The following is a 25,642-nucleotide window of genomic DNA, read 5'->3' as shown; positions in this document are numbered from 1 at the left end:
TGGGCACTACTGACCACCCACACGCCAACCGTTGTTAACCCCCACATCTCGAACTCCGCGCCCTCGATCGCGGCTGGCTCGGCCCACCTCTCACCTCCCGCGCGATCGAGCAGCTCGGCGACGGCGGCGAAGTCTGCCCGGACCATCTCGGCGTACTCGTCACAAGCCCACGGCCCGATCCTGCCAGCACTGACCGCAGGCGCAGGCTTCGCCCAATGTGCGTTGTAGTTGGCGATTGGCCGCGTACCTGGTGGCGCCTGACGTGCGCCCCGGCGACGAGCCGACGGGCGCACGTCGAGCTTTCGGCCGGCGCGCAACCACGGATCGTGGGCTTGTCGGCGTACCGCCCGCCCGGACCGCCGGCAGGTCGACCACATGGCGGCTGGGACGACTGCACCGCCGGCCACCACGGGGAAACGGCGGATCGCGGACGTTGGGAGCCGCCGAGCCATAGAGTTGAAGGCCGAACTCAAGAAAGTTCAGGTTTCGGCGTTGACACCTTAAAGAAGTCAAGATACAAAAAGGTGGTGAGGCATTGCCGAGAGCAAGGGGGCCGGCGGTGGACTGGCAGGAACTGACGGACCTGACGCGCGGACAGCCGTTCGTGGTCGAGCGGGTCCGCCTCGCGGGCAGCGGCGTCGTGGTCGAGGGTCAGTTCGAACCCCCGCAACTGGCTCAGCTCAGCGCCGACGACCAGGTGTTCGTTGCCGCGTTCGTACGGTCGCACGGGTCGATCAAGGAGATGGAGCGGATCTTCGGGGTGAGCTACCCGACGGTCAAGTCCCGGCTGAACCGGATCGCCGAGCACCTCAACTTCGTCGACACCGACCCGACACCCACCGGCGCCGACGTCGTCGACCGCCTGCGGCGGGGAGAGATCAGCGTCCAGGAGGCGCTGGCCGAGCTGGAGCGGTCCCGATGATCCCGCAGCTGGTGACGGTGCGCCATCGCCGTCCCGAACGCCGCGGACTGCGGCTGCACGTCCCTGTCCTGCCGGTACTGCTGGTGCTCTCACCGCTGCTGCTGCTCGCCGTACTGGTCGGACTGGTCGCATGCCTCGCCACCCGGGTGAGCCCGGTGGGCGCGCTACGCGGCACCGGGCAACTGCTGTGGGCGCTGCCCGGCACCCGGATCGAGATCGAGCAGGGCCGAACGGCCGTGCTGGTAAGCGTCAGGTAGGTCAGAGGGCGAGGAGCAACGATGAACGAGCAGCGCCGCCAGATCCTGCAGCTGCTGGCCGCGGGCAGGATCACCGCGGACGAGGCCGAGCGGCTGATCGACGCCCTCGAACGAGAACAGCCCGAGTCGCCGCCGGGAGCCACGCCCCGCCCGAAAGGCCGCCCCAGGTACCTGCGCGTGGTGGTGAGCTCGACGGACAACTTCGGTGGCGACGGGCCAGGCCGGGTCAACGTCCGGGTCCCGCTGCAACTGCTGCGCGCCGGGGTCCGGCTCACGAGCCTCATCCCCCCACAGGCGCTCGCCCAGGTCAATGCCGAGCTGAACAGGTCAGGAGTACCGATCGACCTCACCCAGCTCAAGCCGCAGCACATCGAGGAGCTCATCGATCACCTCGACGACGTCACCGTCGACGTCGACCAGCCCGACGCCAAGGTGCAGGTGTTCTGCGAGTGACACCGCCACGACGCCGGCCGGCTGCTGCGGCACGACTGTCGGGGCCGCTGCGTAGGGTGTGAGGATGGTTGATCGGCGCCAGGTGATGAACTTCCGCGTCCAGGCCCAGCAGCTTGACCGGACCGCGGGCACGCTCGCCGACACCGCCCTGCTCGACATCGGGGTGCAGGAGACCGGTCCGGACGGCGGCCGGTGGGCGCTGGCCACCCGCGGGGTCGACGTGGCGGCGTTGTCCGGCGCGGAGCTTATCCTGCTGTGGACCGTGCGCGGTGCTCCCCACCTCTACCGCCGCACCGACATGGCGAGGGTGGCGGCCGCGGTCGAGCCGTTCTCCGACGCCGACGCGGGCAAGCGCATCTTCGACGCAGCCAAGCCGTTGAAGGCGGCCGGCATCGGCAACCTGGCCGCTCTCGACGAGGTGGCCGCCCAGATGCGAGCCGTCGTCGCCGAGCCGACGGTCAAGGGTGACGTCTCCGGCCGCCTGGCCGAGGTGATGCCCGAGCCGTACCTGCGGTTCTGCCGGCCGTGCAACGCCACCCACCCCTACGAGATGCCGTTCCGGTTGGCCGCCGTGCGGGCCGGGCTGGAGCTGCAACTCGACACCTCGCCGCCGGTCCTGCAACGCATCGCCGGGTTCAAGAAGGCGGCGGCCCCGGGCGACAGTTTCGACCTCGTCCGCGCGTACCTTCGGCTGCTCGGCCCGGCCACCCCCAGACACGTGGCCGGCTACCTCGACGCCCCGGTCAAGGAGGTGAAGGCGCGCTGGCCCGAAGACGTGATCGAGGTGACGGTCGACGGCGAAGCGCGCTCGCTGCTGGCCGCCGACGAACCGGCACTGGCATCGGCCGACGCCGCGGCGACCCGCCTGCTCGGCCCGTTCGACCTCTTCCTCCAGGGCAGAGACCGGACGACCCTGGTGCCGGATGCGGCCCACGCCAAGGAGTTGTGGCCGGTGCTGGGTCGCCCCGGAGCGGTCCTGGTCGACGGTGAGCTGGTCGGCACCTGGCGTCCCCGCAAGTCCGGCAGGGCGCTGAAGGTCGCCGTCCAGCCCTGGCAGAAGCTGCCCGACACCAGACGCAAGGCCGTCGTCGAACAAGCCGAACGCCTCGCCGCGTACCGCGCCATCTCCCTCGCCGGCGTCGAGTTCGCCGGAGAGGCTGGGGCGTGCGGGTGAGTCTCTCGACGCCGCCTGCCATCCCCGCCGGAACTCTCGCCGCCGGTCCGCAACCGGCACTCTCCACCCCGGGTGGTCTGCTCCTGCGTCCCTGGGAGGCGTCCGACGCGCCAGTTTTCCTCGCCGCCTATCAGGACCCCGAGATCCGGCACTGGCACACTCGCCAACCGCGATCCGAGGACGAGGTCCGTGCGTGGTTCGACGGGTATCGCCGGGCCTGGGCGCAGGAGACGGGCGCGAGTTGGGCGGTGACCCGCGGCGGGGGTGAAGTGCTGGGGCGCATCGCCCTGGGCAGCATGAATCTCGACGACGGTGTCGCGGGATGCGCGTACTGGGTGCTCCCGGCGGCCCGTAAAGCCGGCGTGTCCACCCGCGCACTGGCGGCCGTGAGCGACTGGGCACTGGGCGAGGCTGGCTTCCACCGTCTGCATCTGGATCACTCGACCCGCAACCACGCCTCCTGCCGGGTCGCCGTCAAAGCCGGCTTCCGCCTGGAGGGCACCAAGCGCAGCGACGCCATCCACTCCGACGGCCGCCACGACATGCACCTGCACGCCCGTATCAGAGGCGACGAGCAACCCGCCTGACGCAGCCACCGCCGCTGCCTCGCCGGTGCTCAGAGCCAGGCGTCCCGGGTGTCCAGCGTGGTCCGGTCCAGGCTCTCCAGCAGGTCGAACTGCGGCCCCGTGCGTGGCAGCTCGTACCGGAAGAAGTACCGCGCGGCCTGCCGCTTGCCGGCGAGAAAGTCCCCTTCCGCCCCCTCCGGGCTGCCCAGCGCCGCCACGGCCAGCAACTGCTCCAGCCACATCCACGCGATCACCACATGCCCGACAGCCTCCAGGTAGAGGCTGGCGTTGGCCAGGGCCACCTCCGGGTCACCGCAGCCGTGCAGCCGCCGGGTGACCACGGCGATCCGGTCGGCGGCCGCGCCGAGCCGGCCGGCCAGCTCCGCCGCCTCACCCTCGGCCTTCCAGGCCCGGGTCACCGTCGCCCGGATCGTCTCCAGCAGCAGTTCCAGCCCGGCGCCGTCACGCATGGTGACCTTCCGGCCGAGCAGGTCGAGGGCCTGGATACCGTGGGTGCCCTCGTGGATCGGGTTGAGCCGGTTGTCCCGCCAGTGCTGCTCGACGTCGTAGTCGCGGGTGTACCCGTACCCGCCGTGCACCTGGATGGCCAGGTCGTTGGCGGCCAGGCACCACTGCGACGGCCAACTCTTGGCGATCGGGGTGAGCAGATCCAGCAGCAGGTGCGCCCGGGCCCGGTCGGCCTCGGCGGGCGCGGTCTTCTCCTCGTCGAGTAGCCGCCCGCAGTAGAGGATCAGGGCGAGCGCACCCTCCACGTAGCTCTTCTGCGCCAGCAGCATCCGGCGCACGTCGGCGTGCGCCACGATCGGCACCTGCGGCGCGGTGGGGTCCCTGTCGGTGACCGGCCGGCCCTGCGGGCGCTGCCGGGCGTACGCCAGGGCCTTGAGGTAGCCGGTGTAGCCGAGGGCGGTGGCGCCGGCGCCGACGCCGATGCGGGCCTCGTTCATCATGTGGAACATCTGCGCGAGCCCCTGGTGCGGCTCCCCCACCAGGTAGCCGACCGCCCCGGCCCGCCCGTACGGCCGGTGCATCCCCTCGCCGAAGTTGAGCAGGGTGTTGGTGGTGCCCCGGTAGCCCATCTTGTGGTTGAGGCCGACCAGCACCACGTCGTTGCGCGGGCCGAGCGTGCCGTCGGCGTCGAGGAGCACCTTCGGCACGATGAACAGCGAGATGCCCCGCACCCCGGGCGGCGCGCCAGGGATCCGGGCGAGAACCAGGTGGATGATGTTCTCGGCCAGCTCGTGATCCCCGCCGGAGATCCACATCTTGGTGCCGGTGAGCCGGTACGTCCCGTCGTCCTGCGGCTCGGCCCGGGTGGTGATGTCCGCGAGGGAGCTGCCGGCGTGCGGCTCGGACAGGCACATGGTGCCGAAGAACCGCCCCTGCACCATCGGCCGGACCCAGGTGTCGATCTGCTCGACGCTGCCGTGGGCGAGCAGCAGGTTCGCGTTGCCGAGGGTGAGGAAGGGGTAGGCGGCGGTGCCCACGTTGGCGGCCTGGAACCAGGCGAAGCAGGCGGCGGCCACCGCGTGCGGCAGCTGCATTCCGCCGACCGACTCGTCCATCGTGGCGGCCAGCAGCCCGGTCTGCGCGAACACGTCCAGCGCGGCCTTGACCTGCGGGATGGTGCGTACCCGGCGGCCGTCCAGGGTGGGTTCGGCGGCGTCGGCGGCCTTGTTGTGCGTGGCGAAGTGCTCGGCGGCGACCTGGGCGCACAGGTCCAGCACCGCGTCGAAGGTGTCCCGCGAGTGCTCCGCGTAGCGGGGCCGCTCGGTCAGCCGGGTCACGTCCAGCCAGTCGTGGAGCAGGAACGCCAGATCACGACGGGACAGCAGGGTGGACGACGACGACACGGTTCTCCTTTCGTCGGCCGTCGTCAGCCGCGGCGCAGCCCCGCGACGGCCTCCCGCAGATCATCCTGGCTGATCGGGGCGGCCGGCGCACCCACCGTCGCCTCCCGCATCGCCTTGGCCAGTTGTACCCGGCGCAGCACCTCGCGCAGGTCGGCGCCGGTGAGGCCGGGGGTGTCCACGGCCAGCGCCACCGGATCGACGTCGGCGGCGAACATCCGGAAGCCGGGCCGCTCGTGCCGGTCGATCAGCTCGCGGATCATCTTGGTGATGATCTCGGCGCGGCCGGTCTCGTCCGGCGCCGGGATGGCGATCTTGAGGTCGAAGCGGCCGGAACGGATCAGCGATGCGTCCACCCGCTGCGGGAAGTTCGTGGTGGCCACCACGATGACCTCCGGGTTCTCCTCGAACAGGGTGTTCATCTCCTGCTTGAAGATGCCGGCCACCGCGTTGACCGCCTGGCTGGCGGCGTCCCCGCCCGCCCCCGCGTAGCTGATGATGCTGTCGAACTCGTCGAAGAGCATCACGGTGGGCCGGCGGTAGCCGCGCGCCTCCCGGAAGATCCGCTTGATGTTGCGCTCGGAGCCGCCGAGGTACTTGTCGAGGATCTCCGGGGTCCGGATCTCCACGAAGTCCGCGCCGATCTCGTTCGCGAGGGCCCGGGCGAGCATGGTCTTGCCCGTGCCGGGCGGGCCGTACAGCAGGATGCCCTGCGGCCGGCGCGCACCCCAGCGGGCCATCACCTGCGGGTGCCGGAACGACACCGCGACCTCACGGAACCGGGCGACCACGTCGGCGAGGCCGCCGACCTGGTCGAGGGTCACCGCTGCGCTGCGGGCCGGCGCCGCGGCGGCCACCCGCCGGCCCACCGTGTACGCGCGATCGCGCAGCACCGTCGGTTCCGGGTTGTCGCCGGCCAGCTCGCGGACGGCCTGGAGCACCAGCCCGACCACGGCGCGCAGGTGCGCCGGGGTCACCTCGGCGCTGGGCACGGCCGCGCGGACGGTCAGCGCGCCGCCGTCCTGGCTGACCGCCGGGCGCAGCCCCAACTCCTCGGCGGTGCGCAGCACGTCCTGGCCGGCGCGGTCGCGGGGCGGCTCGGCCAGCGCGGTGCCGGCCGGGACCAGCCCGAGCCGGCGGCCCGCCTCGGCCGCCATCCGGCCGACGCCGGTGGCCAGCCCTTCCCCGCTACGCGCGGCGAGCCGCTGGGCGAGCAGCAGCCCGACCGGGCCGGCCAGGCCGAGGGCGAGCAGGCCGACGGTCGGGCCCGGCCCGTCGACCCGCAGGTACGCCTCGAAGCGGTGCACGCCGTCGTGGGCGCGGACCGTGCTGCGGACCTCGCGGACCGGGGCCGGGAAGCCGGTGCCGGTCAGCAGGTCGACCGGGCCGGCTTCGGCGGCGGTGAGCAGCGCGGCGGCGTCCACGACGGTGACCCGGGCGCCGAGGAGCGTCAGCGTCTCCTCGTCCGGCCTGACCTCGTACCCCATGCGTCCACGTCCCTCGCTGCGGCGGTCCCCGCTGCCGAGTCTGACACCGGGCCACCGCCGCTGCCACCGCATCGCCCGACCGGCGCCGGTCAGCCGGCCTCGTCCAACAGGCCGTCGACCAGGTCGCGGGGCAGCCCGTGGGTGTCGTGCAGCCAGTGGTAGTCCCGCTCGGTCAGCGGCCCGCGCGCCCGCACCCGGTCGACCAGCGGGCGGCCCCGGCGCAGCAGCCCCCGGAAGCGCCGCTCCTCCTCGGCGAGCACCCCGCGCAGCGGCGGCACGTCGAACTCCTGCCGGAACCGCCGCCCGGCGTCGCGGAACGGGTCGTCGGGCAGCTCGGTCAGGCTCCGCGTCGGGTCGTCGCGCCACAGCACGGTCAGCGCCCGCCGGATCAGCCGGCGCAGCACGTACCCCCGGCCGGTGTTTCCGGGCCGTACCCCGTCGCCGAGGACGACCACCGCGGAGCGGAGGTGGTCGGCGACGACCCGCAGCTCCGTCCCGCCGAGGCCCCACCGGTCCCGGACCGCCTCCACCCACGGGCGCTGCCCCGCCCCCTGGTAGACGGAGCGGCCGCCGGTCAGCACCATCTCCAGGCGTTCCAGGCCCATCCCGGTGTCGATGCTGAACAGCGGCAGCGGGGTGAGCCGGCCGTCGTCGTGCCGGTGGTGGCGCATCTGGACGTGGTTCCAGACCTCCATCCACCGGTCGTCGGTGCCGGGCGTGCCGGTGGGCGGATCGTCCCCGGTCCACACGAAGATCTCCGAGTCGGGCCCGCACGGGCCGGTGGGCCCGTTGGACCACCAGTTGTCCGCGCCGTTCGCCTCCACCGGGACGCCCAGCTCCGTCCAGGTCCGCCACGCGGTCTCGTCCGGTCCGACCTGTTCGTCGCCGCCGAAGACGGTGGCGTGCAGCCGGCCGGGGTCGATGCCGAAGCCCTCGGTGAGCAGTTCGTGGCCCCAGCGGAGGCTGGTCGCGATGTCGTAGTCGCCGAGTGACCACGAGCCGAGCATGTCGAAGACGGTCAGGTGGGTGCGGTCGCCGACCTCGTCCAGGTCGGTGGTGCGCAGGCAACGCTGCACGTTCACCAGGCGCCGCCCGCCGGGGTGCGGGCGGCCCAGCAGGTACGGGGTGAGCGGGTGCATGCCGGAGGTGGTGAACAGCACGGGGTCCCCGGGCGGCGGGATCAGCGAACTCTCTGGCGCGTCCCGATGATCGAGCCGTTGGTAGTGGTCGAGGAAGGTGCGGACGATCTCGTCGGGTGTCATGGCGTGGGCCTTTCCGGGTCGGTGCGACCGGAAAGGGTCCGCCGCGGCGGGCGGTGGCGTGACACGGAAACGCCGGCGGACCGTTTCCGGTCGCCGGCGGGGTGAAAGTCGTCAGGCGGCGGCAACCGGCGAGCGGGAAGCTCGCGCGGCCGCGACGGTGTGGCGCCTGATCTGCATGCCTCGACGGTAGCCCGGACCGGGCGCGCCGCCCAGCGGATTTTCGCCGGCGGCGGCCCGGTCTCGAAGGATGTCGGATCAGGCCGTGGTGGTGGAGACCAGGGGCGCGGGGGCCAGCGGCTCCGGGGCCTTGCTCCGCCGGTTCGGCAGGGACAGCCGGATCACCTTCCACCAGGCGGAGGCGACCTGCTTGGGCAGCGGGCCGGTGGTGTACTTCAGCCCGTACCGGTCGAACAGCGCGCGGACCTGCGGGGCGATCTCCTGGTAGCGGTTGCTCGGCAGGTCGGGGAAGAGGTGGTGCTCGATCTGGTACGACAGGTTGCCGGTCATGATGTGCAGCAGCCGGCTGCCGCTGATGTTGGCCGAGCCGAGCATCTGGCGCAGGTACCACTCGCCCTTGGTCTCGCCCTCGATGGAGCTCTTCTCGAAGGTCTCCACCCCGCTCGGGAAGTGCCCACACATGATCACCGAGTGGCTCCACACGTTGCGGATCAGGTTCGCGGTGAAGGTGGCGGCCAGGGTGGTGAGGAAGGACGGGCCGGACAGCAGCGGGTGCACCACGTAGTCCTTGAGCACCTGGCGGCGGATCTTGCGGCCGACCGCCTTCGCCCGGGCCCGGAACGCCGGGTCCTTGTGCCGGCCGTCCTTCAGGTGGTCCCCCAGCCCCAGGTCGTACGCGGCGATGCCGTACTCGAAGAAGCAGGCGTTGATCAGGTTCCACAGCGGCTGGCCCAGGTACATCGGGCGCCACGGCTGGTCCTCGTCGACGCGCATGATGCCGTACCCGAGGTCGTTGTCCTTGCCGACCACGTTGGTGAACCGGTGGTGCAGCTCGTTGTGCGACTGCTTCCACTGCTCGGCCGGGGAGACGTGGTCCCAGTCCCAGGTGGTGGAGTGGATCTTCGGGTCGCGCATCCAGTCCCACTGCCCGTGCAGGACGTTGTGGCCGATCTCCATGTTGTCCAGGATCTTGGCGACCGCGAGGCCGGCGGTGCCGAGGAGCCAGGCCGGTGGGAACAGCGAGAAGAGCAGCACCGCCCGGCTGCTGATCTCCAGCGTCCGCTGGGTCTTGATGACCTTGCGGATGTAGCGGGCGTCCCGCTCACCCCGGTCGGCCAGCACCCGGTCCCGGATCGCGTCCAGCTCCTTGCCGATGATCTCGATGTCCGCGGCGCTGAGGTGGGCGATCGGGTTGTCGGCCTTCTTCTGGATCACGGTCACGTCGGTGGCTCCCGTCAGAGTTCGATGTCGCAGGTACCGGCGGCCGCCGACACGCAGGTCTGGATGAGCACTCCGTCCCCTGGGACGGCGGTGGTGAGATCCCCGTTTCGCAGGTCCCGAACCGCGCCCTGGCGCAGCGGAACCACGCAGCCGAAGCAGATACCCATCCGGCAGCCGGACGGCATGAGCACCCCGGCGGCCTCGCCGACGTCGAGCAGCGGGGCGGCTCCATCGGACTCGACGGTCACCCCGGCGCGGGCGAAGGTCACCGTGCCGCCCTCGCCCGGGGAGATCACGGTCGGCCGGAACCGCTCGGTGTGCAGCCGGTCCGGCACACCCCGCGACGTCCAGTGCTCCTCCACCGCGTCGAGCAGGCCCACCGGCCCGCACGCCCAGGTCTCCCGATCGGTGTGGTCGGGCACCAGGTCGTCCAGCTCGTGCACGCCGAGCAGCCCGTCGGTGTCGGTGTGCCGCTCGACCAGCCGCAGCGCGCCCGCCGCGGCGAGTTCGCGCAGCTCCGCGCCGAAGATGACGTCGTCCCGGGTGGGTGCGGAGTGCACCAGCACCACGTCGGCCCGGTCGGCCAGGCCGGCGCGGAGCATCCCCATGACCGGGGTGATGCCGCTGCCGGCGGTGAGGAAGAGGACCCGCGCGGGGGTCGCCGCGGGCAGCGTGAAGTCGCCCTGCGCCTGGTCGAGCTGGACGATCGTGCCGGGCCGGATCCGGCGGACGAGGTGGTTGCTGACCTTGCCGTCCGGGATCGCCTTGACCGTGACGCTGATCCGGCCGTCCGCGCTGCCCGGCACCGAGGTGACCGAGTACGCCCGCCACTGCCGGACCCCGTCCACGTCCACGCCGAGGCGCACGTACTGCCCCGGGAGGTGCCCGTTCCAGCCGCGCCCGGGCTGGATCACCACCGTCGCCGCGTCCCGGGTCTCGGGACGTACCGCGACGATCCGGCCGCGCAGCGCGACGCCGGAGCGTAGCGGCGCGATCAGGTCGAGGTAGTCCTCGGGCAGCACCGGGGTGGTCACCGTGCCGACCAGCCGCAGCAGCCGGTCCCGGAAGGCAACCCTCCGCGGGCGGTGCGGGACAGTTGTGGTCATATGACCAGCGTGGTCGCGCAACCGCATAACATCTTGACCGGCAAAGGTGAATCAGCCGCAGGTTTTTGTTCGGGGAGAACAACGATGACGGACGAGTTCGGGACGAACCACCGCGCCGCCCGCCTCGAACTCGACGCGCAGATGGCGGCCCTGCTGCGCGACCGGCTGCCCGTGGTGGCCGAGCGGACGGTCAGCGCGATCACCGCCGAGGTGCCCGACTACTCCGGCGCGCTCACCGGCACCATGCGGGACAAGATCGAGAACGCGGTACGCATCGCGCTGGGCACGTTTCTGCAGCTCATCGAGGGGGCGCAGTCCGCCGACCCGAGCACCCCGCTCGCCCCCGCGCTGGAGGCCGCGTACGCGCTGGGCAGCGGAGAGGCCCGGTCCGGGCGGAGCATGGACGCGCTGCTGGCCGCATACCGGGTGGGGGCCCGGGTGGCCTGGCGGGAGGTCTCCTCCACCACCGTGCGTGGCGGGCTGGCCGCGGAGACCGTCGCCGAGTTCGCCGAGCTGATGTTCGCCTACATCGACGAGCTCTCCGCGGCCAGCGTCGCCGGGCACGCCGACGAGTTGGCCAGCGCCGGTCGGGTCCGCCAGCGCTACCTGGAACGCCTCACCAAGCAACTGCTCGCCGGGGAACCGGAGGAGATCCTCCGCCGGGCCGCCGAGCGGGCGGACTGGCCGCTGCCGCAGACGCTGACCGTCGTCCTGCTGCCCCGGCAGAACCTGCGCGCGGTGCTCGCCCTGCTCAGCCCGCACACCCTGGAGAGCGGCGAAGACCTGCCCGGCATGGACCCGGCCGAGGAACTGGCCGTCCTGCTGGTGCCGGACATGCACGGCGGCCGGCGCCGGCAGCTCACCCGGCTGCTGCACGGCCACCGGGCCGTGCTCGGGCCGGCCCGGCCGTGGCACCGGGTCGCCGCGTCGTACCAGCGGGCCACCCGGGCCCTCGCCCTCGGCCTCGGCGCGCCGGACGCCGCGCCGGTCGACACCGAGGAGCACCTCGCCGAACTGCTGCTCAGCCTGGACCCGGAGGGGCTGGCCGACCTGCGCGCCCAAGCGCTGCGCCCGCTCGCCGCGCTCCCCCCGGCCACCGCCCACCGCCTCGCCGAGACCCTGCGGTCCTGGCTGCTGCACCAGGGCCGCCGCGAGGACGTGGCCGCCGACCTCTACGTGCACCCGCAGACCGTCCGCTACCGGATGGGCAAGCTGCGCGAGCTGTACGGGGACCGGCTGCACGACCCGGCCACCGTCCTCGCCCTCACCCTGGCCCTCGCCCTGCCGCCCGGCCCGCCGGAAGCGGCGTGAAGAACGTCAACGCCGGGCGGAATGGAAGGACCCCTTCCTGACACCCGAACGCCGGTCCGGCGCCCGGCCGCCGGGCCCAGCGGCCCCGACGCCTCGGGTCCTCCGGCCCTGTCCGCCGCCGCACCGGCCCGGCAGGGTCGAGGGGGGACGAGCACGACGGAGGAGGCGCCACCATGATCCAGCCATCGACCTGGACAGAGCAGACCCCCACGGTACGGGTGCTGGAGGCGGCAGCCCGGCAGTCCCTGCACGCCCCGTCGGTGTTCAACACCCAGCCCTGGCGCTGGCGGGTCACCCCGGCGGCGCTGGAACTGCGGGCCGACCCGGAACGGCAGCTAGGCACCACCGACCCGGACGGGCGGCTGCTGACCCTGAGCTGCGGCGCCGCCCTGCACCACGCCCGGGTGTCGCTGACCGCCGCCGGCTGGGGCGTAACCGTCGACCGGTTCCCCGACCCGGACGACCCGACGCTGCTGGCCCGGCTGCGGACCACCGGCCCGGTCGACCTGGACGTCGCCGCCGGCCGCCTGGTCGACGCCATCCCCCGCCGCCGCACCGACCGGCGCGCGTACGGCGACCGTCCCGTGCCGGAGGCCGCGCTGTCCCGGCTGCGCGCCGCGGTGGAGGCCGAGGACTCGTACCTGCACGCGGTCCGGCCCGATCAGATGCCGATGCTGGCGGTCTCCACCGCCCGCGCCGCCGACGCCGAGCTGGCCGACCCGGCCTACCGGGACGAGCTGCGCCAGTGGACCAACCGGCCGCCGGGCAGCGGCGACGGGGTGCCCGTCGCCACCGCCGTACGCCCCGCGCCCCGCCGGGTGCCGCTGCGCGACTACGCGCCGGGCGGCGCGGCCGGGCTCAGCGCCGGCGCCGACTTCGACCGGGGGGCCGTCTACGTGATCCTCTTCGGTGACCGGGACGACCCGGCGGCCTGGCTGCGTGGCGGCGAGGCGCTGTCGGCGCTGCTGCTCACCGCCACCGCCGAGGGACTGGCCAGCGCGCCGATCAGCGACACCATCGAGCTGGCCTGGCCCCGCCGGATCATGCGCGACCTGCTCGCCGGGGTGGGTGAGCCGTACCTGGTGGTCCGGGTGGGCTGGGGGCCGGGTGACGAGCTGCCGCCCGCGCCGCGCCGGATGCCGGGCGACGTGATCGAGGTGACCTGCTGACCGCCGGCCGGCTACCCCGACGGGGTGACCGTCGCGGTTAGCGGCCCCGCGCACACCCGCCGCGTCTACCGTCCGATGATGGGCAGGTGAGGTGGGGAGGGCCGGCGTGGAGAAGTACCCCGCCATCGAGGACCACGGGCTCATCGGTGACCTCCAGACCGCCGCGCTCGTGACCTGCGACGGCACCATCGACTGGTTCTGCGCGCCGCGCTTCGACTCGCCCAGCATCTTCGCCGCGCTGCTGGACCGGTCGAAGGGCGGGTACTTCCGGATCGCCCCGGACGGCGTCCGGTACGTGACCAAGCAGCTCTACCAACCCGACACGCCCATCCTGATCACCCGCTTCATCAGCGCCGACGGCGTCGCCGAGATCATTGACTACATGCCGGTCGCCGGCGAGCAACCCACCGACCAGCACCGCCTGGTGCGGATGGTGCGGATGATCCGGGGCAGCATGCGGTTCAAGCTGGAGTGCCGGCCCCGGTTCAACTACGGCCGCGACCGCCACGAGCTGGAGGTGCACCCCGACGGCTACGTGTTCCGCAGCCCGTCGCTGAGCCTGACGCTCAATCCGGTCCGCCCGGTTCCGCGGCTGCTGCGCGAGCGCAACGTGGACAACGACGGCCGCGACCTCGTCGGCCGGGTCACCCTGCAGGAGGGCGAGACCGGCGGCGTCGTCCTGGAGACCGCCTCCGTCCGGCCCCCGCGCGTCATCCCGACCGAGGAGATGTCGGCGGTGTTCGAGCGGACCATCGACTACTGGCGGCGCTGGCTGGAGCGCTCCAGCTACGGCGGACGCTGGCGGGAGATGGTGGAACGGTCCGCGATCACCCTCAAGCTCATGACGTACGCCCCGACCGGCGCCATGATCGCCGCCCCGACCGCGGCCCTGCCGGAGCAGATCGGTGGCACCCGCAACTGGGACTACCGCTACACCTGGATCCGGGACACGTCCTTCTCCGTGCACGCCCTGCTGGGCCTCGGCTTCACGGAGGAGGCCAGCCGGTACGTCGACTGGCTCGACGGGCGGGTCCGCGAGGCCGGCGACAACGCCGCCCCCTTGAAGATCATGTACCGCGTCGACGGCTCGTCCGACCTGCACGAGGAGGTCCTCGACCACTTCGAGGGCTACCGCGGCTCCGGACCGGTCCGGATCGGCAACGGCGCGGCCGACCAGCTGCAACTGGACATCCACGGCGAGGCCCTGTACGCCATGCACCTCGCCGACCAGCAGGGCATCCGGCCGTCGCACCAGGTCTGGCGCAGCACCGTCCGCCTGGTCGACTGGCTCTGCCACAGCTGGGACCAGCCCGACGCGGGCATCTGGGAGAGCCGCAGCCACCCCCGCAACTACACCTACGGCCGCCTGATGTCCTGGGTCGCCTTCGACCGGGCGATCCGCCTGGCCAACCGCCACGGCCGGCCGGCGGACATCACCCGATGGGTGACGCAACGCGACACGATCTACAACCAGATCATGGAGCGCGGCTACCACCTGGGCCGCCGCGCCTTCGTGCAGAGCTTCGGGGAACCCGTCCTCGACGCGGCGCTGCTCATCATGCCGGCGGTCGACTTCATCACCCCCACCGATCCGCTGTGGCTGTCCACGCTGGACGCCATCGAGGACGACCTGGTCTCCGACAGCCTGGTCCACCGGTACGACCCCGCGACCGCGCCCGACGGGCTGCCGGGAGACGAGGGCACCTTCAACATGTGCACCTTCTGGTACGTCTCCGCCCTCGCCGGGGCCGGCCGGCTCGACGACGCCCGCCTCACCTTCGAGAAGATGTTCACCTTCAGCAGCCACCTGCGCCTCTACGCGGAGGAGATCGCGCTGACCGGGGAGCAGATCGGCAACTTCCCCCAGGCGTTCAGCCACCTCGCCCTGATCACCACCGCGCTGCACCTCAACGAGCTGCTCGACAACCGGAAGCGGTGAACTCCGACGGGCCGCCCGCAGGCCGGGTCGGCAGCGGGGACCCGCCGTCGGTCACCCGACGCCGCCGGCGGGACGGTCACGGCGACGGCCGGGCCGCCCCTCGCCCGGTTCGTCACCGGCGTGCCGCTCGACGCGAAGCCGCCGTCCCCGCGCCCCGCGGCGAAGTGACGTGTCGAGACCACCGGGGTGCTCCCGACGGGCTCGATCTTCGACATGGCAGAGTCTCCCCTCGTGGGTGCGGTCGTCGAGGGCTTCGCGACGATCGGCGTCGTCATCGGGGTCGGCTTCCTGCTCGCGCACCTCCACGTCCTGGACGCCCACGCCCAGGTGGTGCTGTCCCGGCTGGCGTTCTTCGTGGCCAGCCCGGCCCTGATGGTGACCGTGCTCGCCGGCGCCGACGTGCACCACGCGCTGTCGCGCAACCTCGCCGCGACCGCGTGCGGCGTGCTCGTCGCGGCGACGCTGTACGGTCTCGCCGCCCGCCGGGTGTTCCGGCACGACGTCGGCGACACGGTGATCGGGATGCTCTGCTCCTCCTACGTCAACGCCGGCAACCTCGGGCTGCCGATCGCGGCGTACGTCCTCGGTGACGCGGCCCTGGTCGCCCCGACGCTGCTGCTGCAACTGCTGTTCCTGCAACCGCTCGCGCTGGCGGTGCTCGACTCCGCCGGGCGGGAGACGAAGCTCTCCTGGTGGTCGCTGCTGCGCCGCCCGCTGACCACCCCGCTGACCGTGGGCTCGCTGCTCGGCGTGGTGCTGTCGCTGACCGGGACCGAGCTGCCCCGGGCGGTGGCCGACCCGCTGGAGCTGCTCGGCGGGATCGCGGTGCCCGCGATGCTGGTCGCGTACGGCGTCTCGCTGCGCCTGGGGCCGCTGCCCGGCGCCGGACCACCGCCCGGCGAGCTGGCCTGGGTGAGCACGCTGAAGCTGGTCGTGCAGCCCGTGGTGGCCGGCCTGGTCGCGGCGTACGCCCTCGGGTTGGGGGGCACCGACCTGCTGGCCGTCGTGGTGACGTCGGCGCTGCCGACGGCGCAGAACATCTTCGTGCACGCGAACCGCTACCAGCGGGCCGTGCTGCTCGCCCGGGACGCGATCTTCGTAACCACCCTGGCGTCGGTGCCGGTCATCTTCGTGGCCGTCGCGGTGCTCACCTGACAGGCGACCGCGCGGCCGCCACCGCGGCGGCGCCGGGACGGCCCCTCCCCCGCGAGCGGGAGGAACTCCCTGCCGCGGGGGATCCTGGGCCCGGCGGCCTCGCTGCAATCTGAAGGCACCGCCACCAGCGAGCGGAGGAGACGACGCCATGACCGGATCAGGCCCGGACGGGCTGCCGTTCGTCGACGAACACGAGGTCCTCGTGCCGGCCCCCGCCGCCGACGTGTGGCGCGCCCTGGCTGGCCAGGTGCCGGGCGCCCGGGGCCGAAGCGGCTCCGCCCTGGCGCACCTGCTCGCCGCCGTGCCGCGGCGCGCCACCGGCCGGCTCTTCGACCCGGGAGCGACCGTGCCCGGTTTCGCGGTGACCGAGTCGGTGCCCGGACGCCTGGTCCGGCTGAAGGGCCGGCACCGGTTCTCCCGGTACGCGCTGGTGTTCACCCTCACGCCGGGGCCCGGCGGCACCCGGCTCAGCGCCCGCACGTACGCCGCGTTCCCCGGAGTGCCCGGCCGGCTCTACCGCCTGGTGGTGATCGGCTCCGGCGGGCACCGCCTCCTGGTCACCCGGATGCTGCACGCCGCCCGACGCCGCGCGGCCCACTGAGTGGATCAGGCCGGGGCGGGACCGCCGAGGAGGGAGCGGCTCGCGCCCGCGCGAAGCGGTCGACGCCGCATGGGACGTTCAGCCGAGGTGTGGGTGTCTTCCACCTTGCCCGGGCGGATGCGACATCGATCGGCTCCTGGTGTCGGCGTGGCCCGAGCAGCGGCAGCCTAATCAGCGGCAAGAAGCCGTATACCCCAATCGCCACAAAGATGGCCGCCGGCAGCAAGCACCGGTGACCTGCTCGGCGGCCGGGTTCGTCGTCGGTCACGGCGTGGAGCAGGACGTGATCCTCCTCGTCAGGACGACCGCCCGGGCCGGGTGACGCAGCCTCACGGCCTCCGGGCGGCGGGGACACCGGCGGGCCGCTGGTCCGGCAGCGGGTCGGCGGCCAGCGGCAGCAGCACCGACAGCACCCGGGTGTACGGGCGGAACCCGGCCGCGTCGTACATCCGGCGGGCCGGGTTGCCGTCGGCCACCGACAGGCCGACCGCCGGCAGCCCCGCCTCCCGCGCGCCCCGCAGCGCGTGCGTGAGCAGCGCCCGACCGAAACCGCGGCCCTGGGCGCGAGGTGCCACCGCCAGGTTGAGCACCCACGCGCAGACGTCGTCGGTCCACGGCACCGGGCCGGCGCACAGGACGTGACCGGCGCTGCGCCCGGCGCGGTCCACCAGTCGGGCCGAGGCGGGCAGCAGCGGCGGCACCGGTTTCCCGGCCTCGAACATCGCCCGTACCTGCTCGGTGTCGCCGGCCTGCCACGGCCCGTCCGGATGACCGGGTCCGTACGCCGCCGCCAGCCCCTCGGCCAGGTCCTCGTCCCAGCCCGGGTCGCCCAGCGACCACCCGGCCGGCAACGCCTCCGGCTCCGGCACGTCGGCCAGTACGTGCCGCAGGTCGGTCGCGGCACGGTGCAGGCGGAGACCGCCGGCCAGCAGCGCGTCCGCCACCGCCTCGTCGGAGGTCTCCAGCCGGTACCCGGCGAGGTCACGGCGCGCCTGCGCGGCGACCCGGCTCCGGGCCGCCCCGGGCAGGGGCCGCACCTCGGCCGCGACCGGGGTCCCCGCGTCGTCGCGCAGGCGCATCCGGGCCAGCGCCGTGCCGTCGTCGTCGAGCAACAGCGAGTCGGCGGGGTCTTCGGGTCGAGGGCGTACCGGCATTCGTGCGACGCTAGCGGCTCGACGGACCCCACCCCACCGATATCCGGACCGGCGAAGACCCGCGCAGCCGCTGAGCGGCCGGCCCGCCGCTCGCGCGAGGGGCCACGCAGCGTGGCCGGACAGCAGTTGTCCCTCACCGTGACGGTGTGGCTGGTCATCGCCGTACTCGCGATCACCACGCTGGTGGCCGCGCGGCTCCTGCCGTCGCGGGTCGCGACCGGCGAATCGGCACGGGCCGGCCAGGCACCGCCGAGGGTCGGGACGACTGCCGCGCGTTGACCCCGGTGGGTCTCCCGTGAGTTCGCAGCGCTCCGGTCAGCCAAGGCCACCCGTCGACCCGCGGTCCATCCACCCGTCGCGGATTGGCCCTGTTCTTCGCGCCGGTCGGCCGCGCAGGGTGAAAGTTCGGGTCGGCGAGCCGGGGCGAGGCCGTTGACCTTCCGCACCGCCGCCGGTCAGGAGGTTGACCGATGCACCCTGCCCGCCCGCCCGCCGCCGAGCACGCCCCGCGCCCCCGGGCTGCCGTGACGACCGCCGTCACCGCGGTCAGACCGGTGGCCGCCGTGGTGTTCGACCTCGACGGCACCCTGGTCGACACGATGCGGTCGGTGCCACAGGCCTACGTGGACACCGTCCGGGCTCTGGGCGGACCCGTGCTCAGCCCGTCCGACGTCGTCGCCGCCTGGCACATCGGCCCCACGGCAGCGGTACTCACGCACTTCCTCAACCGGCCCGCCACACCGGAGGACCTCGACCACTACCACCGGCGGGCCGCCGCGGCGGTCGCCGCCGCCCGCCCGTTTCCCGGCGTGTACGACATGCTCGACACCCTGCGCGACCACGGCTACCGGCTCGCGCTGTACACCAGCGCGACCCGGCGGGCGGCGACCGGCGCGCTCGCCACCACCCGACTGGCCGCGTACTTTCCGATCGTGGTCTGCGGTGACGAGGTCCGCGAGCCGAAGCCGGCGGCCGAGGGCCTGGTCCGTGCCTGCCGGCGGCTCGGTCTCCGGCCCTCCGAGGCCGCCTACGTCGGCGACGCCCTGACCGACATGGAGTGCGCCGCCGCAGCCGGAGCGTGGGGAATCCACGCCGCCTGGGCCTCCACCTACCGTGGCCGGACCCCGCGCGCCACCCACCCGGGACAGGTCGCCGAGCTGATCGGGACACCCTGATGGCACCGCTGCTGATGCTGTGGGACTAGAGGCCGAGTCGGATCTCCCGGATCGCCTGCTGGATCCAGTGGTTCCCGTCGGACGCTGCCAACCGGGCGAGCTCTCGCTGGAGCTCCGGCGCGTCGGGCTCGAGGACGCCCAGCAGTTCTACGGCACCGATCCTGGCCCCGAGGTGTGACGAACGCAGCCAGGGATAGTAGGCCGCCCGGCCGGCGTGGATGGTGGCTCGGGTCCGGATGGCGAATTCGGAGAGCTCCCGGTCATCGGGGCGCAGCGGCTCGGGGTGCAAGGGGCCGTCGCCGAGACAGCTCAGTAGGAGGCTGAGCGCCTCGGCGGCCACCTCGGGCCGTTCGCAGCGACACAGTTCGATCAGGAACGGGGCGGCCGGTTCGACGGTGCGGAAGTACAGACCGGAGTGGCCGTGGATCAGGGCATCCCTCAGCTTCTCCCCCCACTCGTGTGCCGCCTCACCTTCCGCCGCGGCCAGGCCGCGGATCAGGCCGGGAAGCTCGGTCGCGTCGCGTCCGGCATCGCCGCGATCGCGTGGCCGGAACTTCGCCCAGTCGACCAGGTCCAGCCCGGCAAGCGGATCGGAACGGGAGCCAGGTGGCGAAGCGACCATCGGGTCAGCGTACGGAGAGCAGGCGGATCCGAGGGCGTGGCGCGGGTGCCGGGACGAGGCTGCTCGGCAGTCGACCCCGACCTATTTCCCAGCCAGGGTCAGATAGCGGTAGCCGAGCGCGGTGAGCCGCTTGCCGTCGAGCGCGTGCCGGCCATCGAGCAGGTGCGGTGAACGCATCAGGCCGACAAGCTTCGCCCAATCGAGCTCCTTGTACTGGTCCCACTCGGTCACCAGCACCACCGCGTCGCTGTCGTCGAACACTTCCTCGACCGACCCGCACAGGAACTCGGCGAGCTCCGGCTGCTCACGGCGAAAGCGGGTCGTTGCGACCGGGTCATGCAGCTTCACCCGGGCACCGCGTTCGACAAGACGCTGAGCGATGTCGATCGCGGGCGCGTCGCGCAGGTCGTCGGTCTGCGGCTTGAACGCGAGACCGAGCAGCCCCACCTTGCGACCCTTGAGTATGCGCAGCTCGGCGAGCAGCCGCTCCACCACGGCGTCGCGCTGGCGCCGGTTCACCTCGCGCGTCGCCTTCACGATCGGCATGTCGTGGTTGTACTCGGCGGCGGTCGAGATCAGGGCGGCGGTGTCCTTGCCGAAGCATGAGCCACCCCAGCCGACGCCGGGCTGCAGGAACTGCCGCCCGATGCGGGCGTCGAGGCCGGTGCCGCGAGCCACCTCCACGATGTCCGCGCCGACCCGCTCGGCCAGGTGCCCGATCTCGTTGATAAAACTGATCTTCAGCGCCAGGAACGCGTTGGCCGCATACTTGATCAGCTCAGCCGAGGCCAGGTCGGTGGAGACCAGCGGCACAGCACCGATCTCCGCCGGGCGCCCAGCGAACGACGGCGCCGTGAACGACTGGTCGAGAATCGGCCGGTAGAGCCGGTTGAGCACGGCGAGGCCGCGCTCGTTGTCCGAGCCGATCACGATCCGATCCGGATAGAGCGTGTCATGGATGGCCGAGCCCTCCCGCAGAAACTCCGGGTTGGACGCCACCGTGAACTCGCCGTCGAACCGGCGCCCGTGCGCGCGCTCGAACGACTCGCGCAGAATCAGGTCCACCCAGTTGCCACTGCCGATCGGCACGGTCGACTTGTTGACCACGACGGTGAACCCGTCGCCGATGTGCTGCCCGACGCTCTCGGCGGCCGATCGCAGGTAGCGCAGGTCCGGCCCCCCACCGGCCATCTGCGGCGTCTGCACCGCGACGAAGACGACCTCGGCGCCGGGAACAGCATCGGCGTAGCTCGAGGTGAAGGTCAGATTCGGAGCCGCCGCCGCGAGCAGTTCGTCAAGGTACGGCTCGAAGATGGGCGAAGCGCCTCGGCGCAGCAACTCCACCTTGGCCTCGTCGATGTCCAGGCAGGTCACCTTGTGCCCGAGGAATGCCAGGCTGGCACCCGTGGTCAGGCCGACATATCCGGTGCCAACGACGCAGACTCTCATCCTCGACCGCTCCCCTCTGACCAAACCTGGAGCTTATCCTCTTGAACCTCTTCGACGGCCGTCGCACACTCAGCCGCCGCGGCGAGCGTGAGCCGTCCCGCTCGATGCGGACGGGCACACGCTCGAGCCGGACGTGACCACGACTGACCGACCCCGACGCTTCCCGGTCGAGGTCAGGGGGCCGCGAATGTCGTACTCGGATAGCCCGTCGAGCTTCCAGAGCATCACCTCACGAATTTCCCGCAGATGGTCGTGCAGGTATTCTTCCGCGAAATCATCGACCAAGGGGCACGAGCCTGCCACACGCCGTTGACGGGCTCAATCTGCGATCAGTACTGGCAGGTTCGCCGCCGTTACCGGCTCCTTTGGGCGATCAACTCTGCGAGAACACCGCTCGGCACCTGATCGCTCCTCGGCCGCCCCTCGACCTCCTACGCACTGCACACGAACCGCACGCGGTGAGAAGTCGGGCGCTGCGTCGCTTTCGTCGTCGCCTGGGGCGGTGACGACGTCGTCGTTGCGACAAGGCCGTGGAACGGACTGGACTGAGGCGGCGGCCACCTACACAATTGCGGAATACGAGCAGTTCAGAGCCCGGATCCACCATCCAGAGCGGACGACAGGTCGTCCGCGTCGAACCGGCGCACGTGGCGCGGGCAGGCTCGCCCTTCACGCCGATCGTGCCGCAGTGTCGACCGCAGTCTCGGCAGGAGGTCCGTTCGATGGCTGATGATGCGGCAGACATCGTTCGTAGGCTGCCGATCTCTGGTGGCCCGATCACCGCGGGTCCGCCTGACGCCCAGTTCGGTCACGGCCTGGCGGGCGAGGCGGGCGACACGTACGAGCTCGCCAGCCGTTACGGCCGGGTGGAGTACGCCGTGTACGCCAACGGTCACCTGATTGCATGGTTCGACGATGCGCTGGGTTGGACGATCCCCGAGCTGGTCGACCCCGCACGCGAAGTCCGCACCGCGCAGGAGTTCGTCTGCGCGGCGGTCGGCGGCTACAGACGCGTGCCGTCCCGTCAACCGGCCGCGAGAGTCCAGCCGAATGACGGGTCCCCAGAAGGGCCGGCACCGCCGGATCCGGTGCGTCTTGCCCCGCACGGCTCGCGACTGCTGGCGTTCGTGCTGGACGGTGTCTGGATCGCCATCCCGATTGCCGCGCTGCTCACAACGCGTCGGTTCGTGGATCTGACCCTGACACCGGGCATACTGATCACCCTGATCGCCGCGTTGGTGGCTGCGCACGGGCTGTTCACGGGGATGCTGACGTGGTTGACCAGCGGCCAGACGTTCGGTAAAGCGTTCACGGGGTTGGTCGAACGCCGCCGCGACGGGACCACCTTGACGATGACGCCGCGCTCCCTGGCCGGCGCCATCGCGCGGCACTCCTTGGGCTACGCCGTCATCGACGTCATCGGTGTGGGTGTTCTGACTCTCTTCGCCTCTCCCCGGAGGCGGTGCCTTCATGACGTCGTCTTCGGCACCGAGGTGGTGGCTGTCGACGCCCCGGCGCGCCGGCTCGACCGCATCCGTCAGCTCAACGAGGCACGGGAGGCGGGCCTCGAACGGGTGAACGAGCGGTGGGGCTGGGCGCAGTCCTTGGCCTCCTGGACCAGCAAGGTCGCCACCATGACGGCAGGCGCCGTCGCCCACGGTGCTCGAGCCGTCCGCTTGATCGGGCCCGTCGCCGCGCCCGTGTCGACCGCCGTGGTCTCCCAGACGCCGGCCGGCATCGCACTGTCGACCGCGGCGACGGCCGGGGTGGCAGCCACGACCGCGGTAGCGACCGCCGCACTCGGCGTCGCCGTCGCGCCGCAGCTCGCTACCGAAAATCTGCTCTCCGGTGTTCCGCGATCCGGGCTTGTCGCGGCCTTCGTCGCTGACCACGGCGTCACGATCAGCGAGGCGAACCAGGTGGCGTCCTGGTCGGACGTCACGGGTACGGTCGTGCTGAAACCAGCACCGGAGGGAGACACGCCGGTGCGGGTTCCCGACGGACACGCCGGGCACGACCTCATCCGACTCCCGGGGTCCTCCATGGTGGGTCCGGCCGACGGCTTCCCCGCAACCAACTCGCCCCGGACGATAGTCGTGGCGGGCCGGTGGTCCGGGCGTTCCAGCTATTACTGCAGGGGCGGGACCAGGGGCGCCGGCTGGGGGGACCCTGCCACTACCAACGGAAGCTTCTTCGCGGCCAACGACCGAGGGCTGGAGGTAGCCGTTACACACGGTGAGTGCCCGCCGTCCGAGCTCCTCAGCACCGATCACAGCGTCCAGGACATCGGCGTGATCATGATGGCCGCGAGCACGGATGGTGAGACGTTCTCCCTCTACCTCCGCGACAAGAAGATCGCCGAAAGCCCGTACGTCTTCAACACGGCGCCCCAGACGGTATGGATCGGCACCTGGCCGGGCTCGAGCAGCTCCGCCAACCTCGACGTCGTCGCAGTCCTCGCATACAACCGGGCTCTCAGTCAAGAAGAGATCACCTCAATCGGTCGCTACCTGCGAGAGAAACTCGGCGTCGACGCCTGAGCCACGGTGGTGATGAGGGTGGTCCGCTACAGTCCGCCCGTGTCGTCCGACGAGTTGCTGCTCACCCAGCCGGGCCCGCCCACGCCCAGACACCTGCATCTCGCGGTCGATGGCGCGCGCCTGCTACGCCGCTCATGGCGAGGCAGCGCCAAAGGTCGGCACAGTGCCCGCGACTTCCCCAGCCCTCAGGCCGCCCGCGACGCCCTCGCACGTGAGGCCGCCGCTCGCATGCGCGAAGGCTACGTCTTCGTCCGTGACCCAGCCGGCACCCCACCCGGTGAGCCCGTCCTGCGCTGCGCCCCGCCGAACCGCCACGGTCCACAGACCCTCGACCTGCATCCCCACGGCCATACCCTCGCAGTTGCCTCGCCGCACCGTGACGCCTACGGCGCTGACCTGCACCTCGTCGACGTCGCGACCGGTCAGCGCCGACTCCTGCACACCGAGACACCCGGCCGCGGGGAGCAGACATTCATCCACACCGTGCTGTTCGACGGAGACGGCACCGGCCTGGTGTACGCGCTCAACGGCGAGACTCGCCACCTCGACCTCAGCACCGGCACCACCCGCGTTCTCGCCCGCTATGCGCAGTTCAGCACGGCTCGATTCAACCCTTTCTGCGCTCGGCCGGTCCAGGACGCCGCCCGGCAGCGGCTGCTGCTGTTCGACGTCGATGACCAGGTCCGTGTCCGTGCCACCAGCACCGGCGAGGACGTGCTGGTCCTGCGCACCGCCGACCAACCCGAGTGCCGCGCTGGGGCCCTGTCGTCCTCCGGGCGACTGCTTGCGCTCGCCTACGGCGTGCACGACTCCACCGTGCAGCTGTGGCACGTCGACACCGGCCGGCTACTGCGAAGCACCCGATTCCCGTTCCCGTTCACCAGCACCACCGGCCGCACCGGGATCAGCCAGTTGGGCTTCGACCCCACCGAACGGCTCCTTCTCGCCACCGGCGGCTTTGCGGAGGGACCGTTCGCCCTGCCCGTCGACGGCGACGCCCTCGCCTGGGCGGTGCCCGACCCGCACCACCCGGACCGCTACGGCACCTGCTTCGGCTGGCAGTACTCCCCCTGCGGGAGTCTCCTTGCCATCGGCGGCCGTCTCGGCGCCAGCCTGCACCTGCGTGACGGCGAGCCCGCACCGGTGCCGCTCGCACCGTCGCACACCGGCCGCACCCACCGCGTCGCCTTTTCCGCCGACGGCACCTTGCTCGCTTGCGGCGGCGACACCGGCCAGCTGTCCGTGCACCGCGTGCCCACCCGGCCCTGACCTGTCGGCACATCCCGACGCGCCGTCGCGGTCCCGTGGCGCGGCTTCGCTCAACCCTTCCGCCCGGAACGCCACCACGGAACCTTCGACCCCTTCCGGGTGCAGAATGGGTAAGGGATCCCGGGTCCGCGCGCACGACGCCCGGGGCCCGCTCCGGTGCTCGGACGACCCTACGGTCGGCCCGTCCCTTGGAAGGAGCGCTCGGCCATGATCCTCCCGAAGGCTCGGGACCCTCGCTTCATCACCCTTCGTCGCGGTGGGACCCTCACCGATTCGGATCATCATCTCCTCGCTCTCTGGGCGGCGTCGTGCGCGGAGCACGTCCTTCACCTGTTCGAGTCGGTTCAGCCTGAGGACCCACGGCCACGGGAAGCGATCGAGCACGCCCGCGCCTGGGTGCGTGGTGAGGTCAAGATGATGCAGGCTCGCGCGGCGGGCGGCCATGCAATGGGCGCGGCCAGAGACCTGCGTGGGGCAGCACGGCATGCCGCGTACGCTGCTGGCCAGGCGGGGGTCGTCGCACACGTCGCCGCGCACGAACTCGGCGCGGCCGCCTATGCGATCAAGGCCGCACGGGCAGCCGCGCCGGAAGGCGAGAGCGATGCCGCAGGGCGGCTTGAGTGCCGATGGCAGCGTGACCGACTCCCGGAGCCGATTCGCGAGCTTGTGCTCGACGACCAGCGGTTGCGGAACGACATCTGCTGGTCGGTGTTCGACTGCTGAGCGGACTGCGAGAACACAGCGCACATCCGATTCTGCCGCCAA

The 25,642-nt window shown here is 72.1% G+C and carries 23 protein-coding genes; 15 read left to right on the top strand and 8 right to left on the bottom strand.

What is annotated here, in order from left to right; translation table 11 throughout:
• Window positions 1–559: 559 nt before the first annotated feature.
• The 5 genes from ACL02O_RS27085 (at window position 560) to ACL02O_RS27065 (ending at window position 3,393) form a co-directional block, all read left to right on the top strand.
• Window positions 560–922 carry a DUF2089 domain-containing protein gene (locus ACL02O_RS27085; protein ID WP_412820989.1) on the top strand — a complete coding sequence of 121 codons (363 nt, stop codon included), beginning with the start codon at window positions 560–562 and terminating at the stop codon, window positions 920–922.
• Window positions 919–1,179 carry a hypothetical protein gene (locus ACL02O_RS27080; RefSeq protein ID WP_412820988.1) on the top strand — a complete coding sequence of 87 codons (261 nt, stop codon included), beginning with the start codon at window positions 919–921 and terminating at the stop codon, window positions 1,177–1,179. Before ACL02O_RS27085 ends, ACL02O_RS27080 begins: the two co-directional genes overlap by 4 nt.
• Window positions 1,180–1,200: 21 nt before the next feature.
• Window positions 1,201–1,632: an SHOCT-like domain-containing protein gene (locus tag ACL02O_RS27075; protein ID WP_412820987.1), complete on the top strand. Its 432-nt coding sequence runs from the start codon at window positions 1,201–1,203 to the stop codon at window positions 1,630–1,632.
• A gap of 64 nt (window positions 1,633–1,696) precedes the next feature.
• Window positions 1,697–2,806 (top strand): winged helix DNA-binding domain-containing protein, encoded by a 1,110-nt coding sequence (locus ACL02O_RS27070; protein WP_412820986.1) that lies wholly within the window; start codon window positions 1,697–1,699, stop codon window positions 2,804–2,806.
• Window positions 2,803–3,393, top strand: a complete 591-nt coding sequence (locus ACL02O_RS27065; RefSeq protein WP_412820985.1) for a GNAT family N-acetyltransferase — start codon at window positions 2,803–2,805, stop codon at window positions 3,391–3,393. The genes ACL02O_RS27070 and ACL02O_RS27065 overlap by 4 nt, the downstream gene beginning before the upstream one ends.
• Window positions 3,394–3,422: 29 nt before the next feature.
• Here ACL02O_RS27065 and ACL02O_RS27060 read toward each other — a convergent pair whose 3' ends face one another.
• The 5 genes from ACL02O_RS27060 to ACL02O_RS27040 all read right to left on the bottom strand — a co-directional run bounded on the left by ACL02O_RS27060 (window position 3,423) and on the right by ACL02O_RS27040 (window position 10,493).
• Window positions 3,423–5,243, bottom strand: a complete 1,821-nt coding sequence (locus tag ACL02O_RS27060; RefSeq protein WP_412820984.1) for an acyl-CoA dehydrogenase — start codon at window positions 5,241–5,243, stop codon at window positions 3,423–3,425.
• 23 nt (window positions 5,244–5,266) lie between these two features.
• On the bottom strand, window positions 5,267–6,727 hold the full coding sequence (locus tag ACL02O_RS27055; protein WP_412820983.1) for an ATP-binding protein: 1,461 nt from the start codon (window positions 6,725–6,727) through the stop codon (window positions 5,267–5,269).
• A gap of 89 nt (window positions 6,728–6,816) precedes the next feature.
• Window positions 6,817–7,989, bottom strand: coding sequence for an alanine--tRNA ligase-related protein (locus tag ACL02O_RS27050; RefSeq protein ID WP_412820982.1), 1,173 nt, complete (start codon window positions 7,987–7,989; stop codon window positions 6,817–6,819).
• Window positions 7,990–8,244: 255 nt separating this feature from the next.
• On the bottom strand, window positions 8,245–9,387 hold the full coding sequence (locus ACL02O_RS27045) for a fatty acid desaturase family protein (protein WP_412820981.1): 1,143 nt from the start codon (window positions 9,385–9,387) through the stop codon (window positions 8,245–8,247).
• 14 nt (window positions 9,388–9,401) lie between these two features.
• Window positions 9,402–10,493, bottom strand: a complete 1,092-nt coding sequence (locus tag ACL02O_RS27040) for a ferredoxin reductase (protein WP_412820980.1) — start codon at window positions 10,491–10,493, stop codon at window positions 9,402–9,404.
• An 84-nt stretch (window positions 10,494–10,577) separates the two neighbouring features.
• Here ACL02O_RS27040 and ACL02O_RS27035 point away from each other — a divergent pair, with 84 nt between their 5' ends.
• The 5 genes from ACL02O_RS27035 to ACL02O_RS27015 all read left to right on the top strand — a co-directional run bounded on the left by ACL02O_RS27035 (window position 10,578) and on the right by ACL02O_RS27015 (window position 16,668).
• Window positions 10,578–11,804, top strand: coding sequence for a PucR family transcriptional regulator (locus tag ACL02O_RS27035; RefSeq protein ID WP_412820979.1), 1,227 nt, complete (start codon window positions 10,578–10,580; stop codon window positions 11,802–11,804).
• 173 nt (window positions 11,805–11,977) lie between these two features.
• A complete protein-coding gene (locus ACL02O_RS27030; RefSeq protein ID WP_412820978.1) occupies window positions 11,978–12,973 on the top strand; it encodes an Acg family FMN-binding oxidoreductase in 996 nt (331 codons plus the stop codon).
• 106 nt (window positions 12,974–13,079) lie between these two features.
• Window positions 13,080–14,912, top strand: a complete 1,833-nt coding sequence (locus tag ACL02O_RS27025) for a glycoside hydrolase family 15 protein (protein ID WP_412820977.1) — start codon at window positions 13,080–13,082, stop codon at window positions 14,910–14,912.
• A gap of 213 nt (window positions 14,913–15,125) precedes the next feature.
• Entirely contained in the window at window positions 15,126–16,067 is a 942-nt protein-coding gene (locus tag ACL02O_RS27020; RefSeq protein WP_412820976.1) for an AEC family transporter, read from the top strand.
• A 148-nt stretch (window positions 16,068–16,215) separates the two neighbouring features.
• Window positions 16,216–16,668, top strand: a complete 453-nt coding sequence (locus ACL02O_RS27015; protein ID WP_412820975.1) for a hypothetical protein — start codon at window positions 16,216–16,218, stop codon at window positions 16,666–16,668.
• 329 nt (window positions 16,669–16,997) lie between these two features.
• Here ACL02O_RS27015 and ACL02O_RS27010 read toward each other — a convergent pair whose 3' ends face one another.
• Complete coding sequence (locus ACL02O_RS27010; protein ID WP_412820974.1) at window positions 16,998–17,822, bottom strand: GNAT family N-acetyltransferase; 825 nt, start codon at window positions 17,820–17,822, stop codon at window positions 16,998–17,000.
• Between the two features lie 111 nt (window positions 17,823–17,933).
• Between ACL02O_RS27010 and ACL02O_RS27005 the strand changes: the two genes are divergently transcribed.
• Window positions 17,934–18,101, top strand: a complete 168-nt coding sequence (locus ACL02O_RS27005; RefSeq protein WP_412820973.1) for a hypothetical protein — start codon at window positions 17,934–17,936, stop codon at window positions 18,099–18,101.
• Window positions 18,102–18,292: 191 nt separating this feature from the next.
• Window positions 18,293–18,997 carry an HAD family hydrolase gene (locus ACL02O_RS27000; RefSeq protein WP_412820972.1) on the top strand — a complete coding sequence of 235 codons (705 nt, stop codon included), beginning with the start codon at window positions 18,293–18,295 and terminating at the stop codon, window positions 18,995–18,997.
• Window positions 18,998–19,022: 25 nt separating this feature from the next.
• Here the strand turns inward: ACL02O_RS27000 and ACL02O_RS26995 are convergent, their stop codons facing one another.
• Window positions 19,023–19,619, bottom strand: a complete 597-nt coding sequence (locus tag ACL02O_RS26995; protein ID WP_412820971.1) for a hypothetical protein — start codon at window positions 19,617–19,619, stop codon at window positions 19,023–19,025.
• An 81-nt stretch (window positions 19,620–19,700) separates the two neighbouring features.
• A complete protein-coding gene (locus ACL02O_RS26990) occupies window positions 19,701–21,068 on the bottom strand; it encodes a UDP-glucose dehydrogenase family protein (RefSeq protein WP_412820970.1) in 1,368 nt (455 codons plus the stop codon).
• A 722-nt stretch (window positions 21,069–21,790) separates the two neighbouring features.
• Here ACL02O_RS26990 and ACL02O_RS26985 point away from each other — a divergent pair.
• The 3 genes from ACL02O_RS26985 to ACL02O_RS26975 all read left to right on the top strand — a co-directional run bounded on the left by ACL02O_RS26985 (window position 21,791) and on the right by ACL02O_RS26975 (window position 25,600).
• Window positions 21,791–23,608, top strand: a complete 1,818-nt coding sequence (locus ACL02O_RS26985) for an RDD family protein (protein WP_412820969.1) — start codon at window positions 21,791–21,793, stop codon at window positions 23,606–23,608.
• A gap of 54 nt (window positions 23,609–23,662) precedes the next feature.
• On the top strand, window positions 23,663–24,877 hold the full coding sequence (locus ACL02O_RS26980) for a WD40 repeat domain-containing protein (protein WP_412820968.1): 1,215 nt from the start codon (window positions 23,663–23,665) through the stop codon (window positions 24,875–24,877).
• Window positions 24,878–25,084: 207 nt separating this feature from the next.
• The gene (locus ACL02O_RS26975; protein WP_412820967.1) at window positions 25,085–25,600 is read left to right on the top strand and encodes a putative immunity protein; all 516 of its coding nucleotides are present in this window, start codon (window positions 25,085–25,087) and stop codon (window positions 25,598–25,600) included.
• Window positions 25,601–25,642 lie beyond the last annotated feature (42 nt).

The organism is Micromonospora mangrovicola (assembly GCF_047200535.1).
GTDB lineage: Bacteria > Actinomycetota > Actinomycetes > Mycobacteriales > Micromonosporaceae > Micromonospora.
Note: the sequence above shows the minus strand (reverse complement) of the source record. Positions and strands in the feature narration are given on the sequence as shown.